The sequence below is a fragment of the Microbacterium sp. NPDC079176 genome (assembly GCF_040686675.1).
Lineage (GTDB): Bacteria > Actinomycetota > Actinomycetes > Actinomycetales > Microbacteriaceae > Microbacterium.
The window spans coordinates 186,896-204,273 of sequence record NZ_JBFBLM010000005.1; the positions used below are offsets into that span (position 1 = coordinate 186,896).

The window sequence follows — 17,378 nt, forward strand, 5'->3', positions numbered from 1 at the left end:
GTAGCGGTCCGTTGCTCAAGCGTTATAGTGGTGCGACCACGTCCTCGTCGGAGGGCTCTGTCGGAAAGGTCCGGACACATGACGCAGCGCCGCGCTCTCGATGCTCGCCTGAGATTCGGGGCGAACTACACGCCGTCGAAGGACTGGATGCACTCCTGGCTCGACTTCACCCCCGACGATGTGCGCAGGGACTTCGCGGCGCTCGCCGAGCTCGGTCTCGATCACGTCCGGGTCTTCCCGTTGTGGACGGTGCTGCAGCCGAACCGTACTCTGATCCGCCCGAAGGCGATCGACGACGTCCGCTCGATGGTCGACATCGGCGCCGAGTTCGGGCTCGACGTCAGCGTCGACGTGATCCAGGGGCACCTGTCGAGCTTCGACTTCGTCCCGTCATGGTTGTACACCTGGCACGACCGCAACATGTTCACCGATCCGAAGGCGCTCAGCGGGCAGGTCGACCTCGTTCAGACGCTGGCCGGTGCGCTGCGCGATGCGCCGAACTTCCTCGGCCTGACGCTCGGCAACGAGACGAATCAGTTCTCGGCGCACACGCACCCGTCCCCGTGGCCCGTGACGATCGACGAGGCAGGGCACTGGATCGAGTCGCTGCTCTCCGCGGCCGAGGGTGCGGCCCCCGGTCTCTCGCACGTGCACAGCGAGTACGACGCGGTCTGGTACATGGACGGGCACGGCTTCACCCCCGCGCACGCGTCTCGGCTGGGCGAGATGACCACCATCCACTCCTGGATCTTCAACGGCACGGCTCAGCGCTACGGCGGCCGTTCGGTCGCCTCCGACCGCCACGCCGAGTACCTCATCGAGCTCTCGCGCGCCTTCGCGACGGATCGGGATCGACCGGTCTGGCTGCAGGAGGTCGGCGCTCCGTCGAACTGCCTCGACGAGCGCGAGATGCCCGGATTCCTCGAGGCGACCCTGCGATCCGCGGTGCGCACCGAGAACCTCTGGGGCGTGACCTGGTGGTGCTCGCACGATGTGAGCCGGGAGCTCGGCGACTTCCCCGAACTGGAGTACTCGCTGGGCCTGGTCGATCAGAGCGGTGCGGCCAAGCCGATCGGCCGCCGGTTCGCCGAGCTGATCCCCGAACTGCGCGAACGGGCGGCCACGCCGGAGCGGGAGACGGCCATCGTCGTCGACGTCGACGAGCGCGAGGTGCCGGTGAGCCGGGCGGCGCTGAGCCCGGGCGGTGCCGTGTTCCAGGCGTGGGTGGATGCCTGCGAGCGCGGGCTCGACCCCGCCTTCGTGACGTCTCAGACGGTGCGCGACGACGCGGCGCTCGCCGCGCGCGGCATCCGTCACCTCATCCGTCCTGATCTGTCGACGAGCGGTGTCGACCCCTACGGCTCCGTCAACACCGTCGTCAGCGGCTGAGCGCGACGCCGTAGCGGCCGAAGGGCTCCGTCAGGACGCGGCCGTCGGCGGGGCGGTGCTCTCGCGGGCGGTGAGCGTCGGCGTCGGGCCCTGCGCGCTCGGGAGGTTGGTCCCGGCGACGATCTGCTGCAGCAGCAGTGTCGCGGCCTGCTCGCCGAGCTCGAACGTGTCGCGGGTCATCGCGGTGATCGACGGATTGATCAGGCCGGCGATGACGGAGTCGTCGAAGGAGGCGATCGACACGTCGCGGGGCACCGCGCGGCCCATCTCCTGAGCGACGCGGAGGCCGGCGACGGCCATCACATCGTTGTCGTACACGATCGCCGTCGGGCGGGGCCTCGCGGAGAGCAGCGATCGCGTGACCGCGGATGCGCGTGCGGGGGAGAAGTCCGTCGTGATCACTTCGCTCGAGACGCCGTCCGCAGCCATGCGATCGAGCACCTCGGCACGCAGCCGGGTGTGCTCGAGTTCGGCGGGACCCGCCACGTAGGCGATGCGGGTGTGTCCGAGCGCGGCGAGGTACGAGAAGAGGGTCTCGGCCACCTCGTCGTCGGCGATCCAGACGCTCGGCACCGCTCCGTCGGGTGAGGGCTTGGAGCCGATCAACACGGCGCGGGCGTCGAGGGCTGCGATCCGGTCGCTGCGCGGGTCGTCGTCGCGGGGGTCGATGAGGATGATGCCGTCGACCTGGTTCGACGAGCGCCACTGCCGATGCACCTCCATCTCCTCGGCGATGTCGGTGACCAGCCGCAGCTGCAGGCTGACCTTGCTCTCCGACAGCCGGGATTCGATGCCCGCGATGAGGTCGGTGAAGAAAGCCTCGGAGCCCAGCGAACGGGCGGGGCGTGCGAGCGCGAAGCCGACCGTGTTGGCACGGGCTCCCACGAGGGCGCGTGCCGCCGAGCTCGGCTGCCAGTGGTTCTCCTCGACGATCGCGAGGATCCGCTGGCGCGTCTCGTCGCTCACCCCCGGGCGTCCGTTGAGCGCGAACGAGACTGCTCCGGGCGAGACTCCGGCCATGCGCGCGATGTCCGCGATGGTGACGCGTTTGGCCGAGGTCATGGGCCTCACACTACTTGATCGGTTTAGCCGCTCGGTAGCCGCACGACAGGGGTCTGACACGCTCGGTGCGAGATTCACTAGATCGCTTTAGTAAATCCGATAGCATTGTCGGCACCTGCCCGAGAATCGGGCTCCAGTCGCGCACAACGCATATGCACCACTCACCGTCGAGCCCGGAGAACCAGATACATGCATGACGACACCTCGCTCACCGTCGGCCGCGTCAAGAGGGTGCTCGACGAGCGCATCCGCCCGGCCGTCCACTCGGCCGCCGTCCCCCTCACCGTCGAGGTCAACCAGATCCCCGGAGAGCCGATCAGTCCCGCCGACGGGCTCGCACTGGACTTCGCCCCGGCATCCGTGCCGAGCATGTGGGGTCCTGCCTGGTCGACGACCTGGTTCAAGATCACCGGCGCAGTCCCCGCCGACTGGGCGGGCCGTCGGGTCGAGGCCGTCATCGACCTCGGGTTCGACATCAACATGCCCGGCTTCCAGTGCGAGGCGCTCGTCTACCGGCCGGACGGAACGCCGGTGAAGAGCATCAACCCACGCAATCAGTGGCTGCCGATCACCGAGACCGCGCACGGCGACGAGCCGGTCGAGCTCTACCTCGAGGCGGCCGCCAACCCGGTTCTGCTCGACTACCACCCCTTCCTGCCGACGCAGGAGGGCGACATCCGCACGTCCTCCCGCGAACCGCTCTATCGCACCCGCCGCATCGACCTCGCCGTCTTCGAACAGGAGGTGTTCGAGCTGTCCCTCGACCTCGAGGTCCTGTTCGAGCTCCAGGCCGAGCTGCCGGCGACCTCGCCGCGACGGATGCAGATCCTGCAGGCGATGGACGACGCCCTCGACGTGCTCGACCTGCAGCACATCGTCGAGACCGCAGCCGATGCCCGAGCTCGACTGGCGCCCGCGCTCGCGGCGCCCGCCGAGGCCAGCGCCCACCGCATCTCGGCGATCGGACATGCGCACATCGACTCGGCCTGGCTGTGGCCGGTGCGCGAGACGATCCGCAAGGTCGCCCGCACCACGTCGTCGATGGCGACGCTGATCGACGAGCAGCCCGACTTCCTCTACGGGATGTCGAGCGCGCAGCAGTACGCATGGCTCAAGGAGCACCGGCCCGAGGTCTACTCCCGGGTCAAGGCCGCGGTCGCGGACGGGCGATTCCTGCCGCTCGGCGGCATGTGGGTCGAATCCGACACCGTGATGCCGTCCGGCGAGTCGCTCGTGCGCCAGTTCTCGTTCGGTCAGCGGTTCTTCGAACGCGAGTTCGGCATCCGCTCGAAGGGCGTCTGGCTGCCGGACAGCTTCGGATACTCGCCCGCGCTGCCGCAGCTCATGCGCCGGGCCGGGTTCGAGTGGTTCTTCACGCAGAAGATCTCGTGGAATCAGCAGAACGTGTTCCCGCACCACAGCTTCCTCTGGGAGGGCATCGACGGCTCGCAGGTGTTCACGCACTTCCCGTCGATGGACACGTACAACTCGCAGCTGAGCGGCATGGAAGTCGCCAAGGCATCTCGTCAGTTCAAGGAGAACCGCGTGACGTCGCGGTCGATCGCACCGGTGGGCTGGGGCGACGGGGGCGGTGGCACCACGCGCGAGATGACCGGCAAGGCGAAGCGCCTCGAGAACCTCGAAGGCAGCGCGCGGGTCGTCTGGGAGCACCCCGACACCTTCTTCGAGGCGGCCAGGGCCGAGCTGCCGAACCCGGCCGTATGGGTCGGCGAGCTCTATCTCGAACTCCACCGCGGAACGCTCACCAGCCAGCACGCCACCAAGGCGCTGCACCGGTGGTGCGAGCACGCACTCGTCGAGGCGGAGCTGTGGGCGGCGACGGATGCCGTGCGCACCGGCGCCGCATATCCCCAGGCCGAATTCGACCGCCTGTGGGAGACGGTGCTGCTGCACGAGTTCCACGACATCCTGCCCGGCACCTCGATCGCCTGGGTGCATCGTGAGGCCGTCGAGGTCCTCTCGCGCGTGCTCGCCGATGCGCAGGCGCTCGCCGACGCCGCGCGCCGCTCCCTCGCGGGAGAAGGCGAGCGCGAGCTGCGGTTCGTGCCGACCTCGGTCGGCGGCGGTCGTGCCCTCGGCGCCGGCTTCGTCGAGGCGCCGGCCCCGGCATCCGTCCTGCTCGCAGGAGAAGACGGCGGCTGGCGGCTCGAGAACGAGCTGGTCTCCGTGCTGATCTCCGCCGAGGGACTCATCGTCTCGGCGGTGGACAAGGCGTCGGGCCGAGAGGCGGTGGCCGAGGGGCGGGCGGCGAACCTGTTCCAGCTGCACCAGGACTTCCCGAACATGTGGGACGCCTGGGACATCGATCGCTACTACCGCAACAGCGTCGACGACCTCACCGCGGTCGCGTCGATCTCGGCATCCGTCGTCGACGGGGTCGCGACCGTCATCGTGACCCGGGCGTTCTCGGAGTCGACGATCGAGCAGACCATCACGCTCGCGCCGGGCGAGCGCACCGTGCTGTTGCGCAACGACGTGGACTGGCACGAGACCGAGAAGCTGCTCAAGCTGGCGTTCCCGCTCGACATCCAGGCCACGCACACCGAGGCCGAGACGCAGTTCGGCTACCAGTCGCGGGTGACGCACACGAACACCAGCTGGGAGGCTGCGAAGTTCGAGACCTCGATGCACCGTTTCGTGCTGGTGCGCGAGCAGGACTTCGGCGTAGCGCTCGTGAACGACTCGATCTACGGGTACGACACCTCGCGCGAGGTCTCGGACGACGCGGTCGCGACCACCGTGCGGCTCTCGCTGTTGCGCGCACCGCGGTTTCCCGATCCCGACACCGATCACGGGCACCACGAGATCACGATCGGCTTGGTGATCGGAGCGGATGCGGCGATCGCGACGACCGAGGGCATCCGACTCAACACCGCGCCCACGGTCGTGCACGGCGAGCGCGAAGTCGCGCCTCTCGTATCCGTCGACGGCGACGGCATCGTGGTGTCGGGCGTGAAGCTCGCGGACGATGGCTCCGGTGACGTCATCGTCCGTCTCTACGAGGCGCTCGGTCGCCGCGCCGTCGGTTCGCTGGTCGCCGACTTCGAGCACAGGGAGATCCGTGAGGTCTCGCTGATCGAGGATGCGATCGACGACCCGCGCGTCGGCGGAGAGCTGCGCCTGCGGCCGTTCGAGGTGCGGACGCTGCGCATCGTGCGGTGAGGCAGCCGTGAGGATGTCCTCCGACCGGCGTCCTCCGCGCAAGAACCCATGGCGGGCGGGGATCCCCGAGCGGATACTCGGTTACACGAGTGGCCGATGGGGAGCCCCGACCGAAGGAGTACGACATGGATCAGTACCTGTGGGTTCTGAAGGACAAGGAGCGCGACCTCATCCGCGAGCTCGAGCCTGAGCGACTGGCGGAACTCGACGAGGACGGCCTGCTCGCCCTGCACAAACGGGTCAGGCGGGCCCGCAACAAGCACACGACGAACTATCGGCGCGGTGCGGCGGAGCGCGTCGAGCAGGCGGGCGGTCGAGGTGCCGCAGCCGCCGGGTCGGACAAGGCCCGCGGCCGGGCCTATGTGTTCGAGGAGGCGCTCTCGATCGTCAGCGCAGAACTCGCTCGCGTGGCTCATGAGCAGGCGGAGGAGCTCAAGGACGAGAGGCTGGCCCGCGCCCGTGAGGGCAGATGGAGTGGACCGGGCTCCGAGGCGCCCTTCGATGAGGGCGCAGGAGCGGGGCGGATGCGGGAGCACCAGCAGACCACCGGTGGTGTGAAGCGAGACGCCTCGAGTCGCGCCCAGGGTGCGCGTCGACAGGCGAAGCGCGACTCGCGCTGAACGCCACCCGAGGGGCGGCGAGCGGATGCGGCCATTGTGGCGGCCGCCTCACGGGAGGACGATGGGCGGATGGCGACCGTCGATGATGTCCGTGAGATCGCTCTCGCGCTCCCCGGTGTGACCGAGCGTGTGGGTGGACACACCGGCGAGCCCTCCTGGCGCCTGGCGAGCGGTCAGATCGCCTGGGTGCGTGGGCCGAGCAAGGTCGATCTGCGGCAGCTCGCCGACCTCGGGCTCGAATGGCCGGAGGGGCCCGTGCTGGGCGTGCGAGTCGGCAGCCTCGATGAGAAGGCGGCATTGCTCGCCGCAGAGCCCGAAGGGCTGTTCTCCATTCCGCACTTCGACGGGTACCCCGGTGTGCTGGTGAAGCTCGATGCGGTCGAGCGCGACCGGCTGGCGGAGATCATCGCGGACGCCTGGCTGGTGCGGGCTCCGGTACTCGTCGCGAAGCAGTGGCTCGCGGACCGCGGGTTGGACTGACCGCGCCGCGATCAGGCCTCGTTCAGGCCGCGACGAGGAACGGGCGGGCGGCGTCGAGGAACGCGCGCGGGTCGTCGGCCCACAGGCGGATGCGGTCGACCTGATGAGTCCCGCCCTTCGGCGCGAGGCCGGGGAGCCGGATCGCGACGGGGCGTTCGAGTTCGATCTCGATGTTGGTCTCGTCCTGCATCCGCTCGGCGTACTCCGAACCGATGACCCGCGGCTGCTTGGGCTCATCGACGCGACGACTGATCGCGATCGACGCGATGTCGGCCCAGCCGATCGGCACGTCCAGCTCGAGTCCGCTGCGCACCCGGACGCCGTCGGGCCCCACGGCGTGCGGGCGCATGAGCATCGCGCACAGTAGACCGACCATCCAGGTGACGCCCCAGATCCCGAGCACCAGCAGAGTGCTCCGCACGGCGGGCCACTGATGCACGATCAGGTCGAGGATCGGGATCTCGACAGCGGAGAGGCCGATGAAGATGAACAGCACGGTGAGCACGGGACGGTGATAGCCGATCCCCGTGCCGCCCTTCGGGACTGCGGGACGGCGGGCGATCGCCCGCGCGATGCTCGAGTAGACGCGAAGCTCGGCGACCCATGCGCGATGGAGGAAGGTGAGGATGCGCGCGATCGGGGTCGGGCTCGGAGCGGTCGTCTGCAGATGCTCGGTCATGGCGTGCCCTCCGGTGTCGGTGTCGGTGTCGGTGTCGGTGTCGGTGCCGGCACCGGTGTGGGTGTGGGTGCGGGTGCGGGGGCGTGCGCGCTCGCCGCGGAGGTGACGAGGTTCTCGAGATGCGCGGCGACGGCTGTCAGGCCACGCTCGACCGCGGCGCGGTCGTCGGGGGCGATCGCGTTCAGCAGCGTCTCATTGAGCTGCGCGTGCTCCTCCTGCATCTGCGACATGGTCTCGAGGGCGGTCGAGGTGAGCTCGACCAGCACGGCGCGGCGGTCGGAGGGATGGGGGGTGCGACGGACGTGACCTGAGCCCTCGAGTGCGTCCACGAGAGCGGTGATGTTGCGGGGTGTCACCCCGCAGAGGGTGGCGAGGGTCTGCTGCGTCGACGGACCGGTGTGCTGCAGGACCCACAGGAGGTGCACACGGGTCGGTGTGAGATCCGTGCCGGCGAACGCGCGGGCCATGTCCTTCTGGAACAGGTCGGCGATCTGAAGGAGGCGGTCGACGAAGAGGGGTTCCATGTGGTTACCCAATTACATTGTTACCTTTGTTCACAATAGGCGTTGCCTGATGGCGTGCACCCTGCGCTGTGCCATTCCGGGAGATTGGAATACGGATCTGATCTGGGGTAATTCGAGGTGGTTTCGGGTCTCGAATGTCGGTGGCCCGGGGTTGACTGGGGGTATGAACAGCACTGCGGAGCTTCTGGATCGGGTCATCGCCGACCTCGACACGGTGCTGTCCGATGACGCGCTGGCGGGGTTGTCCGATGCGGATCGGGTGACTGTTCTGCAGGGTGCGGGTGCTGTCTTCCGCCGCGCGGAGGCCGTGATCGTGGAGACGATCGCGACGGGCGACGCGGCGGATTTTCCGCATTCGGCGGGGTGTCGTGGGCTGAATGAGCTGTTGCAGCGGACGGTGTCGGTGGATGTGCGGGGCGCGTCCCGGGTCGACAGGGTCGTCGATCTGGTGCGGAGGCCGGTGAGTCTGGCGGGGGAGAGGATGCCGGCCCGGTGGTCGGAGTTGCGTCTCGCGTTGCTGGATGGGGTGGTCGGGGTGGCCGGGTTTCTCGCGGCGACGGGGCCGATCGAGAAGGTGTGGGATCGGCTGACGGTGGATCAGCGGTTGGCGGCGGATGTCGCGTTGGCGGGGTGTGCTCGCGGCCACGGCGTCGTGGTCGACGCTGATGATGAGGGCCTGGAGGCTGATGAGCCGGGTCCGGCGCCGACCCCGCAGGACTTGAAAGCTCTTGCCGAGGATCTCGCGTCGATGTTCGACCCCGATGGGGAAGAACCCAAGGATGAGGACTCCCGGCGCCGGCGGGGCATCACGATCGGTCGTCTCACGGACGGCGTGCACGCGATCCGCGGGTATCTGACCCCAGAGGTCGCGGCGCAGCTGCAGCTGATCCTGGACGCGATCCTCAACCCCAAAGGTGATGGCCCGCCCATGCCCGGAGTGCACTTCGCCCCGAGCGAGGGCGCCGACGCTGGTGCGGGTGCGGGTGCGGGTGCGGGTGCGGGTGCTGGTGCGGGTGCTGGTGCAGACGGTGACGATACGGATCCGTTCAACTCGGATCCGCGGCGTGTGCTCGATGACCGCACCGCGGCGCAGAAGCGTCACGACGCTCTCGCGATGGTGTTCGGGATCGCCGCGCGACACAGCGACATGCCCACCCTCGGGGGTTCCGCGCCGGTCCTGGTCGTGAACGTCGACGCGAAGGATCTCGTGGGCGGAATGGGCGGAAACGGTGGGTGGGCGACGGTCGCCGGATCCGGTGCCCACGTCCCGGTCTCCGTCGCCGCGCACGTCGGATGCGCGGGGACGATTCAACGGGTGCTGGTGGATGAGGGCAGGATCATCGGGATCACGACCACCGACCGGGTGTTCACGGTGCACCAACGCCGGGCGATCATCGCCCGCGACAAAGAATGCCTCATCCCCGGGTGCCACGTTCCGGCATCGTGGTGCGAGATCCACCATGTCGTGGAGCATGCCAGGCATGGTCCGACTCACACGGATAACGGGGTCCCGTTGTGCTGGTGGCACCACCGAAGCCTCGGCGCGTCCGGGTGGGAGATCCGCATGGACGACGGGGTCCCGCAGGTGCGGGGACCGGGATGGTGGGATCCCGACGAACGATGGCGCACACCGAGGCTCAGCGTCCTGCGGAACGTGCACGTTCGAGCTGCCCTTATGCGGGTCTGACCTGACGGCGTTGACCGGAGAAGAACAGCCGAATGCGGCACCTTCGCCCACATCCACGACCGGGGAAGGTCCCGCGATCGAACTCTGGCAACCGCCGCTCGGGCGGGAGAATCGAGCTCAGGCGGGTCCGAGGCGGAGCACCTCGGGAGATTCGCCGCCCGTGACCTCATCGGCGACCCGGATGCTGCGCGCGAGGTCATCGAGCGCACCGTCGAGCGTGCCGAAGCGTTCGCGGTCGCTGCACATCGCGGTCAACGTCACCAGGTGCGTGCCGGTGTCCCAGGTGTAGGTGACGAACGGCGGAGATGCAGGGGACGGCGGCATCGCCACGACGAGCTTCTCTCCCGTGCCCAGCCAGCGGCTCGAGAAGGACTGGGTGTCGTCGTAGTCCATCGGCATCGAGGCGCGGGCGATCCGGACTTCGGGAGTCAGCGCCTGCGCGGTCGCCATCGCCACGACCAGCTCAGGGTCCGCCTTCCAGGTCCAGACGAGCACGCGCCCGTCCGCCCGGCGCATCAGCATCGGCGCCGCCTGGCTCATCGCCCAGGCGCCGAGCCGCGAGCCCGGACGCTGCGTGGCGCCGATCGCCGAGTTCACCTGCCCCAACAGCATCCGGATTGCCGCCTTGCGGTGCCGGCGACCCCTCCATCCGAGCGAATCCGTCACGGGGATCCACAGTTGCGGGTCGGCGTCGGCAGTCAGTCGCATGCCTCCACGGTAGGGGGTGAGGCTGAGGGATGCCGGTATGCCTCAGCAGCTCGAACAAGCCCCTCGGGTAGAGTGGCGAGCGCCCGATCGGGCTCCCCTGGCCGCCGTACCGTAAGGCAGAATGTCCTCCTCTACCTCCGATCCGACGAGTGCTTCCGACGTCGCTCCCCACACGGGACCCCGTCCACTGCGCATCCTGATCGGATGCGACACCTTCGCGCCCGACATCAACGGCGCCGCGCGCTTCGCCGAGCGCCTCGCCGCCGGTCTCGTGCAGCGCGGCCATGACGTGCATGTCGTCGCCCCGAACCTGGTCTACCGCCGCACGCCCGCGCGGACGGAGGTCATCGAGGGCGAGCCGATGACTCTTCACCGACTGCCCTCGGTGCGCTGGGCTCCGCACGACTGGCTCCGCTTCGTCTGGCCGTGGCGCGTGAAGCACTACGCCCGCAAGATCATCGACGACGTGCAGCCCGACGTCGTGCACATCCAGTCGCACATCGTGATCGGTCGCGGCCTCTCGCGCATCGCCCACGAGCGGGGCATCCCGGTGATCGCGACGAACCATGTGATGGCCGAGAACATCCTCGACCACACCACGATGCCGAAGTTCATCGACGATCTCGTGCTGCGGTGGGCGTGGGGAGACGCGAAGCGCACCTTCGCGCTGACCCGCGCGATCACGACGCCGACGCGTCGAGCAGCCGACTTCCTCGAGCGCACCGTCGCCGTCGAGAACGTCATTCCCGTCAGCTGCGGCATCGACCGCACCCAGTACACGCCGGTCGTCGCACCCCGTGACGCGAATCGCATCATCTTCGTCGGCCGACTGACCGCCGAGAAGCAGGTCGAGGTCATCCTGCAGGCGATGACGAAGCTCGACCCCGCACTGCACGCCACGTTCGACATCGTCGGCGGCGGGGACCAGCGCAAGCAGCTCGAGAATCTCTCGCACCAGCTCGGCCTCGCCGACCGCGTGACGTTCCACGGACGCACCAGCGATGAGGAACTGCGGGCGCTGCTCTCGCGTGCCTCCGTCTTCACGATCGCCTCGATCGCCGAGCTGCAGTCGATCGCGACGATGGAAGCCATGGCCTCCGCGCTCCCGATCGTCGCAGCGGATGCCGTCGCACTGCCGCACCTCGTGCACGACGGCGAGAACGGCTACCTGTTCGAACCGGGCAATGCCGATGCCCTGGCGGCGCGGCTCACCGATGTGCTGACCGCGTCACCCGGGGAGTACGCCCGCATGCAGCAGGCATCTCTCGACGGCGTCGCGATCCACGACATCAACCGCACGCTCGACACCTTCGAGGCGCTGTACCGCGACGAGCCCCTGCCCGAGTGACGGCACCCGCCATGCACATCGTCTTCTTCGGCGATCAGCACCTCGACTCGCTCGGCGGGGCGCAGGTGTCGATGCGGCTGCAGCGCGAGTTCCTCGAGCGCGCAGGCCACACCGTGACCGTCGTGGCACCGAAGATGCACGGATCGCGGGCTGCACGCGGCACCGATCCCTCGAACCTCGACCTGCCGTCGGTGCCGATCACCGTCGACCGCGAGTATTCGATGAGCTGGCCCGGACGCCGCACGGATCGCTTCCTCGATCGGGCGCTGACGCATCGACCGCCCGTGGATCTCGTGCATGTCCAGGCGGACTTCTGGGGTGCGTTCATCGGGCACCGATATGCGGCTCGACACGGCATTCCCGTCGTGCACACCATGCACAACCGCGTGGACGTGGGGATCGCCGCGGTCACCCCGCTGCATGGACCGGTGCTCTCTGCATTGAACATCTGGCGGCGCCGGGCGCTCGCGGGGGTGGTGCCGACGATCGGCGGCAGTGACGGCTGGGCGTTCCTGCGTGGAATCGCCGGCGGCGCGTCAGCGGTCACAGCACCGTCGACCCACTTCGCCCGACGCCTCGAAGAGCATGGGGTATTCAGTCCGGTCGATGTGGTGTGGAACGGCATCGACGACGACATCCGCGACGCGACCCTCGCCGCCGCGCCCGGCGAGCGTGAACCGGGGCGCCCCCGTTTCGTCTGGCTCGGGCGCATGAGCCCCGAGAAGCGACTGCTCCCCTTCCTCGAGGCCTTCGTCGAATCGGGAGTCGATGCCGATCTCGAGATCATCGGCGGAGGCGCCCAGCGAGCCGCGGCCGAGAAGATCGTCGAGGACCTGCCGACGGTCCGATTCGCCGGCAAGCTCAGCTACCCCGACACGCTGGCGCGAATCGCCGCCGCTGACGCGCTCGTGCAGACCTCGATCGGCTTCGAGACGCAGGGGATGACGCCGTTCGAAGCGGCGACGCTCGGCACGCCGTCTGTGATCAGCGACCCCGACATCGCCGCAGAACTGGGTGGCGGTCTCTGGGCTGTCCCGGGTGCGTCAGGCACCGAGGACCAGCGACGGGCGGGTCTCGTCGAGACGCTGCGCCGCGCGGCATCCGACATCGCTGCCGGCACCGCACCTCAGCCCATGCGCGAAGTCTCGGAGTCGTTCCGTCAGTCGTCGCGCACCGCCGCGATGATCGAGGTCTACGACCGCGTGCTCGCGGCCGAGTCTCGCACTCAGAACCCGAAGTAGTAGAACAGGTTCGACACCCACGAGACGAGGGTGCCGACGACGGCGCTGCCGCCCACGCCGATCGCGATCGCCGCGAGCAGGTGAGGTGCCGGGCGCCGAAGCGTGATGAGTCCCAGCACCAGACCGGCACCCGCGCCGGCCAGCACGATGAGATTCACGAGGTTCGACAGCAGATCGACGAACTGGTAGCCGACGCTCATGTACATGAACGGGGTGACGATCTGGAAGAAGAGCCCCACGGCCGCGGCACTCACCGCCACGATCAACGCGGTGCGACCGAGGCTCCCGGGCCGCGGTGCTGTCTGCCCTGATGCGTACGGCGGCGTCGCGACTCCGTAGGGCTGGGCGGGCTGTCCGGAGGGCTGGCCGGGTTGCGCGTAGGGCTGGCCGGGTTGCGCATAGGGCTGGCCGGGTTGCGCGTGCGGCTGGCCTGGCTGCGTGTACGGCCTGCCCGAATCCTGGGGGGCGTCTGGGTTCTGCTGCTGGTCGCTCATCGATTCTCCGGACGGTCAGAAGGGAAGTGCGTAGAAGAGATTCGACACCCACGAGATGACGATTCCGACGAGCTGCGATGCGGTGACGCCGATCGCGATGCCGGCGAGGATCTTCGGCCCCGGTCGTCGCACCGACATCAGACCGAGGATGAGTCCGACGACGGCGACGACCAGCACGAGTCCGTTGCCGATCGCCGAGAACGCGCCGATCGCGAAGGGGTCGCCCGTCATCCGGAACATCAGAGGGTACGACAGCGTGACGACAAGCCCGATCGTGAGCGAGACCAGAGCGAGGAGGAAGGCGGTGCGCCCGAGGCCTGCTCCTGGCTGGGACGGACGCTGCTCGCCCGGGTACGGCTGTCCGGCATATGTTTGTCCGGCATAGGGCTGTCCGGCATGCTGCTGTCCGGGGTAGGGCTGTCCGGCGTGCGGCTGGCCGTCGTGCGGCGCGTGCTGCGGTTGCGGCGGCTGCGGTGTCGGCTGCGGTGTCGGCTGCGGTACCGGCTGCGCCGGATAGTGCGAGCCCGCGTAGTCCGGGGGAGTTCCGTGTGGCTGCGCGGGAGGCTGCTGGGGCTCGCTCATGCACACGAGCGTAGCCGCGCATGCCGGCGCGCGGGGAGATTCCGCTCCGGTTCAGCGATAGACGCGCCCGGTCTCCGCTCGGTCGAGCGCGTCTCGATCGGCGACGCGGGACCAGTCGGTGGGAACGCGTCGGTATCCGTCGCGGCGGAGTTCGATGACCGTGGACACGAGAGCCCACACGGCGAGGGCTATGAGTGCGATGATGAGGAACATGGCAGAAACGCTACGATCACTGTTGATCTGCCACGAGTGGCAGAATAGACTCTGCACGTAGGAAAACTGCCAAACCGGGAGAGCGCCATGATGAAGACCGTCGCCTGCGTCGTCCAAGACGGATTCGCGCCGTTCGAGTTCGGCCTCGCCTGCGAGGCGTTCGGACTGGACCGGTCGAACGACGGGGTCCCGAACTTCGACTTCCGGGTCGTCGCTCCGCACCCCGGTGTCGTGCAGTCGAAGCTCGGCTTCTCGATCAACGTCGAGCACGACCTGTCGTTCGCCTACGAAGCGGACCTCGTCATCCTGTGTCCGGTTCCCCGGGAGTACTGGACGCAGATCGACCCGCTGCTCCTCGAGGTCGCCCGCGACGCGGTCGCGCGCGGCGCCTGGGTGCTGACGATCTGCAGCGGATCCTTCATCCTCGGCGCCGCCGGAGTGCTCGACGGGCGTCGGGCGACCACGCACTGGATGTACTCCGACGTGATGGCCGAGATGTATCCCGAGATCGACATCGACCCCGACGTGCTCTTCGTGCAGGACGACCGCATCATCACGAGCGCAGGCACGGCGGCGGGCATCGACGCCTGCCTGCACCTGCTGCGGATCGAGCTCGGGGCCGAGCTCACCAACCGCATCGCCCGTCGCATGGTCGTGCCGCCGCAGCGCGACGGAGGCCAGGCGCAGTTCATCGACCGTCCGATCCCCGTCGCGCAGAACGATTCGCTCGCCGCCGTCGCGGACTGGGCCGTCGCGCACATCCGCGACGACCTCGGCGTCGACCAGCTCGCGGCCCGCGCGCTCATGTCTCCCCGCACGTTCGCCCGACGGTTCAAGGCGGAGTACGGCGCGACTCCGGCGGCCTGGCTGGCGCGGCAGCGTGTGCTGCACGCCCAGCGGATGCTCGAGCGCAGCGATCTGTCGCTCGAGCAGATCGCCGACGAGTGCGGCTTCGGGTCGGCGGCCGTGCTGCGGCAGAACTTCTCGCGGGTGCTCGGCACCACTCCGACGGCCTACCGTGCGCGCTTCTCGTGCGCCGACGACGGCGAGTCGTCTGCGGCCTGAGCGCGGCACCGTGCGACGCAGCTGCGCCGCACGCTGCGCTCAGCGCCGCACGCTGCTCAGTGGTCCCAGTGGCCGGGGCTGGGAAGCGCGCGATAGTCGACGTCGACGCTGTCGGGGGTGACCGCGGCGGAGCAGTACAGCAGCGACTGGGTCGGGTAGCCGTGCGGACGGTTGTTGCGGATGATCGCCCGATCGTCCTCCGGGTCCAACCGCGCCGACGAGGCGAGCAGGGTCGTCCAGTCGCCGGTCCAGTCGCCGCTGTCGGCCGCGGGCCCGAGCGCCCGGAACTCCGGCAGCCACGCCGCGATCCGGGGAGTGCCGAGGTCGTCGAGGTCGTCGTGCGCGATCATGTGGATGCCGTCGCCGAGCGGTGTCTCGCGCAGCTCCGCGCCGTCCCAGCTCAGCACGCGCGCTCCCTCCGGCCGAACCTCGAGCAGGTTGAAGCCGTGCATGGGAAGCGGAGCCACCGGGGACCGCCCCATGACCGATTCGAGGGCGAGCGAACCGCGAGAGACGGCGACGTCTGCCGCGAGATCCACGACGTCGGCGCGGTTCAGCAGCACCGCGAGTCGTCTGTCCGCCGCATTCACCGCGAGCCACGCGCCACCGGCACGCCGGTCGCGGATGCCCGAGACCCCGGGGTAGGCGTCCGGCCACCATTCACCGAGGGCATCCCACTCCCGTTGCGGGTCTTCATCGCGCACCGCGAGCAGTCGCGCGGTCTCGGATCCGGCCACATCGATCACCACGGTGCACACGGGATCCAGTCTAGAAGCGCGTCGCAGCCCCGGGCCCGCGACGTCGGATGCTGGGGCAGAATCGAACCGTGAACATCGTCGTCGGGGTTACGGGTGGCATCGCCGCATACAAGACAGTGCACCTGGTGCGTCTGCTGACGAAGGCCGGACACGAGGTGACCGTCGTTCCGACCGAGGACGCCCTGCGATTCGTCGGCACCCCGACGTGGGAGGCTCTGAGCCGGCATCCGGTCACGACGAGCGTGCATGACGACGTCGCGCGGGTGCGTCATGTCGCACTGGGCCAGAACGCCGACCTGGTGATCGTCGCCCCCGCGACGGCGAACTCGATCGCGAAGATCACCGCGGGCATCGCGGACGATCTGCTCGGCACCACGCTGCTCGCAACCGAGGCTCCGGTGCTCATCGCGCCGGCCATGCACGCCGAGATGTGGCGCAACGCCGCCACGCAGGCGAACATCGCGACCCTGAGGTCGCGCGGAGTGCATCTGGTCGGCCCGTCCGACGGCGAGCTCGCCGGGGGCGACAGCGGGCCCGGCCGCATGTCGGAGCCGGAGCAGATCTTCGAGGCGGCCGTCGCGCTCCTCGCGCCGCGTGACCTCGACGGGCTGGCGGTGGTCGTGTCCGCGGGCGGCACCAGGGAGCCGATCGATCCCGTGCGCTTCCTCGGCAACCGGTCGAGCGGCCGACAGGGCATCGCGCTCGCGGTGGACGCCGCAGCCCGCGGCGCGAACGTCACGCTGGTCGCCGCCAACATCTCAGCGGATGTGCTGGCCGATGCCCGGCATCCGTCCGTCAGGGTCGTCCCGGTCGGGACCGCGGCCGAGCTCGCCGACGCGATGAAGGATGCCGCCGGGGCTGCCGACATCGTGATCATGGCCGCCGCCGTCGCCGACTACCGCCCCGCGACGGTGTCGGAGCACAAGCTCACGAAGGAGCAGGGCGTTCTCACGCACCTCGACCTGGTCGAGAACGAGGACGTGGTCGCCGCGCTCGCGGCATCCCGCGCCGACGGCCGTGCGCCGCAGGGGCAGACCATCGTCGCCTTCGCGGCCGAGACGTCGGAGGACGCGGACGAACGTCGCGAGCGCGCTCGCCGCAAGCGTGAGCGCAAGGGCGTCGACCTGCTCGCGGTGAACCTCGCGAACGCCGATCACGGCTTCGAGAAGCGCGACAACGCGCTCGAGATCGTCGGGGCGGGAGGTGAGGTCGTGGCATCCGCCGCGGGGTCGAAGCGCGAGGTCGCCCGCGTGATCCTGGATGCCGCGCGCAGAATGCGCTAAACTTGAGTCACATCCACTCAACTTTGTGGATGCCGACCCGAAGGAGTCCCCCCAGGAGGAAC

General features: G+C 69.1%; 17 protein-coding genes. 9 read left to right on the forward strand and 8 right to left on the reverse strand.

Features of this window, described 5'->3' with window-relative positions; genetic code table 11:
* The first annotated feature begins 78 nt into the window (after positions 1–78).
* A complete protein-coding gene (locus AB0P11_RS13940) occupies positions 79–1,389 on the forward strand; it encodes a hypothetical protein (protein WP_053098045.1) in 1,311 nt (436 codons plus the stop codon).
* 30 nt (positions 1,390–1,419) lie between these two features.
* Here the strand turns inward: AB0P11_RS13940 and AB0P11_RS13945 are convergent, their stop codons facing one another.
* On the reverse strand, positions 1,420–2,451 hold the full coding sequence (locus AB0P11_RS13945) for a LacI family DNA-binding transcriptional regulator (RefSeq protein ID WP_053098044.1): 1,032 nt from the start codon (positions 2,449–2,451) through the stop codon (positions 1,420–1,422).
* A gap of 189 nt (positions 2,452–2,640) precedes the next feature.
* Here AB0P11_RS13945 and AB0P11_RS13950 point away from each other — a divergent pair, with 189 nt between their 5' ends.
* The 3 genes from AB0P11_RS13950 to AB0P11_RS13960 all read left to right on the forward strand — a co-directional run bounded on the left by AB0P11_RS13950 (position 2,641) and on the right by AB0P11_RS13960 (position 6,734).
* Positions 2,641–5,634 (forward strand): glycoside hydrolase family 38 C-terminal domain-containing protein, encoded by a 2,994-nt coding sequence (locus AB0P11_RS13950; protein WP_230100948.1) that lies wholly within the window; start codon positions 2,641–2,643, stop codon positions 5,632–5,634.
* Positions 5,635–5,759: 125 nt separating this feature from the next.
* Entirely contained in the window at positions 5,760–6,254 is a 495-nt protein-coding gene (locus AB0P11_RS13955; protein WP_072592039.1) for a hypothetical protein, read from the forward strand.
* A 69-nt stretch (positions 6,255–6,323) separates the two neighbouring features.
* A complete protein-coding gene (locus AB0P11_RS13960; protein ID WP_230100949.1) occupies positions 6,324–6,734 on the forward strand; it encodes a hypothetical protein in 411 nt (136 codons plus the stop codon).
* 22 nt (positions 6,735–6,756) lie between these two features.
* Here the strand turns inward: AB0P11_RS13960 and AB0P11_RS13965 are convergent, their stop codons facing one another.
* Positions 6,757–7,413, reverse strand: a complete 657-nt coding sequence (locus tag AB0P11_RS13965; protein WP_363522531.1) for a hypothetical protein — start codon at positions 7,411–7,413, stop codon at positions 6,757–6,759.
* Positions 7,410–7,937: a MarR family transcriptional regulator gene (locus AB0P11_RS13970; RefSeq protein WP_363522533.1), complete on the reverse strand. Its 528-nt coding sequence runs from the start codon at positions 7,935–7,937 to the stop codon at positions 7,410–7,412. The genes AB0P11_RS13965 and AB0P11_RS13970 overlap by 4 nt, the downstream gene beginning before the upstream one ends.
* A gap of 163 nt (positions 7,938–8,100) precedes the next feature.
* Between AB0P11_RS13970 and AB0P11_RS13975 the strand changes: the two genes are divergently transcribed.
* Positions 8,101–9,624 carry a DUF222 domain-containing protein gene (locus AB0P11_RS13975; RefSeq protein WP_363522535.1) on the forward strand — a complete coding sequence of 508 codons (1,524 nt, stop codon included), beginning with the start codon at positions 8,101–8,103 and terminating at the stop codon, positions 9,622–9,624.
* Positions 9,625–9,741: 117 nt separating this feature from the next.
* On the opposite strand, the gene AB0P11_RS13980 is transcribed toward AB0P11_RS13975, so the two are convergent.
* Positions 9,742–10,332 carry a hypothetical protein gene (locus AB0P11_RS13980; RefSeq protein WP_053098040.1) on the reverse strand — a complete coding sequence of 197 codons (591 nt, stop codon included), beginning with the start codon at positions 10,330–10,332 and terminating at the stop codon, positions 9,742–9,744.
* A 121-nt stretch (positions 10,333–10,453) separates the two neighbouring features.
* On the opposite strand from AB0P11_RS13980, the gene AB0P11_RS13985 reads away from it, so the two are divergent.
* A complete protein-coding gene (locus AB0P11_RS13985) occupies positions 10,454–11,680 on the forward strand; it encodes a glycosyltransferase (protein WP_053098039.1) in 1,227 nt (408 codons plus the stop codon).
* Positions 11,677–12,921 (forward strand): glycosyltransferase family 4 protein, encoded by a 1,245-nt coding sequence (locus tag AB0P11_RS13990; RefSeq protein WP_363522538.1) that lies wholly within the window; start codon positions 11,677–11,679, stop codon positions 12,919–12,921. The genes AB0P11_RS13985 and AB0P11_RS13990 overlap by 4 nt, the downstream gene beginning before the upstream one ends.
* Here the strand turns inward: AB0P11_RS13990 and AB0P11_RS13995 are convergent.
* Genes AB0P11_RS13995 through AB0P11_RS14005 form a run of 3 tightly spaced genes read right to left on the reverse strand, consistent with a single transcriptional unit; the run spans position 12,906 to position 14,210 of the window.
* The gene (locus AB0P11_RS13995; RefSeq protein WP_363522540.1) at positions 12,906–13,415 is read right to left on the reverse strand and encodes a hypothetical protein; all 510 of its coding nucleotides are present in this window, start codon (positions 13,413–13,415) and stop codon (positions 12,906–12,908) included. The genes AB0P11_RS13990 and AB0P11_RS13995 overlap by 16 nt on opposite strands.
* 15 nt (positions 13,416–13,430) lie before the next feature.
* Positions 13,431–13,997: a hypothetical protein gene (locus tag AB0P11_RS14000; protein WP_363522542.1), complete on the reverse strand. Its 567-nt coding sequence runs from the start codon at positions 13,995–13,997 to the stop codon at positions 13,431–13,433.
* 51 nt (positions 13,998–14,048) lie between these two features.
* Entirely contained in the window at positions 14,049–14,210 is a 162-nt protein-coding gene (locus tag AB0P11_RS14005) for a hypothetical protein (RefSeq protein WP_171821952.1), read from the reverse strand.
* 90 nt (positions 14,211–14,300) lie between these two features.
* Here AB0P11_RS14005 and AB0P11_RS14010 point away from each other — a divergent pair, with 90 nt between their 5' ends.
* Positions 14,301–15,275 carry a helix-turn-helix domain-containing protein gene (locus AB0P11_RS14010; protein WP_363522728.1) on the forward strand — a complete coding sequence of 325 codons (975 nt, stop codon included), beginning with the start codon at positions 14,301–14,303 and terminating at the stop codon, positions 15,273–15,275.
* Between the two features lie 56 nt (positions 15,276–15,331).
* On the opposite strand, the gene AB0P11_RS14015 is transcribed toward AB0P11_RS14010, so the two are convergent.
* Positions 15,332–16,033, reverse strand: a complete 702-nt coding sequence (locus AB0P11_RS14015; protein ID WP_363522544.1) for an NRDE family protein — start codon at positions 16,031–16,033, stop codon at positions 15,332–15,334.
* A 68-nt stretch (positions 16,034–16,101) separates the two neighbouring features.
* Here AB0P11_RS14015 and coaBC point away from each other — a divergent pair, with 68 nt between their 5' ends.
* Complete coding sequence (gene coaBC / locus AB0P11_RS14020; protein WP_363522546.1) at positions 16,102–17,316, forward strand: bifunctional phosphopantothenoylcysteine decarboxylase/phosphopantothenate--cysteine ligase CoaBC; 1,215 nt, start codon at positions 16,102–16,104, stop codon at positions 17,314–17,316.
* The last annotated feature ends 62 nt before the right edge of the window (positions 17,317–17,378 follow it).

Excerpts from the sequence above, each read along its gene's own strand:
- AB0P11_RS13940 (WP_053098045.1), top strand. The coding sequence starts at position 79 with ATGACGCAGCGCCGCGCTCTCGATGCTCGCCTGAGATTCGGGGCGAAC.
- AB0P11_RS13945 (WP_053098044.1), bottom strand. The coding sequence starts at position 2,451 with ATGACCTCGGCCAAACGCGTCACCATCGCGGACATCGCGCGCATGGCC.
- AB0P11_RS13950 (WP_230100948.1), top strand. The coding sequence starts at position 2,641 with ATGCATGACGACACCTCGCTCACCGTCGGCCGCGTCAAGAGGGTGCTC.
- AB0P11_RS13955 (WP_072592039.1), top strand. The coding sequence starts at position 5,760 with ATGGATCAGTACCTGTGGGTTCTGAAGGACAAGGAGCGCGACCTCATC.
- AB0P11_RS13960 (WP_230100949.1), top strand. The coding sequence starts at position 6,324 with ATGGCGACCGTCGATGATGTCCGTGAGATCGCTCTCGCGCTCCCCGGT.
- AB0P11_RS13965 (WP_363522531.1), bottom strand. The coding sequence starts at position 7,413 with ATGACCGAGCATCTGCAGACGACCGCTCCGAGCCCGACCCCGATCGCG.
- AB0P11_RS13970 (WP_363522533.1), bottom strand. The coding sequence starts at position 7,937 with ATGGAACCCCTCTTCGTCGACCGCCTCCTTCAGATCGCCGACCTGTTC.
- AB0P11_RS13975 (WP_363522535.1), top strand. The coding sequence starts at position 8,101 with ATGAACAGCACTGCGGAGCTTCTGGATCGGGTCATCGCCGACCTCGAC.
- AB0P11_RS13980 (WP_053098040.1), bottom strand. The coding sequence starts at position 10,332 with ATGCGACTGACTGCCGACGCCGACCCGCAACTGTGGATCCCCGTGACG.
- AB0P11_RS13985 (WP_053098039.1), top strand. The coding sequence starts at position 10,454 with ATGTCCTCCTCTACCTCCGATCCGACGAGTGCTTCCGACGTCGCTCCC.
- AB0P11_RS13995 (WP_363522540.1), bottom strand. The coding sequence starts at position 13,415 with ATGAGCGACCAGCAGCAGAACCCAGACGCCCCCCAGGATTCGGGCAGG.
- AB0P11_RS14000 (WP_363522542.1), bottom strand. The coding sequence starts at position 13,997 with ATGAGCGAGCCCCAGCAGCCTCCCGCGCAGCCACACGGAACTCCCCCG.
- AB0P11_RS14005 (WP_171821952.1), bottom strand. The coding sequence starts at position 14,210 with ATGTTCCTCATCATCGCACTCATAGCCCTCGCCGTGTGGGCTCTCGTG.
- AB0P11_RS14010 (WP_363522728.1), top strand. The coding sequence starts at position 14,301 with ATGAAGACCGTCGCCTGCGTCGTCCAAGACGGATTCGCGCCGTTCGAG.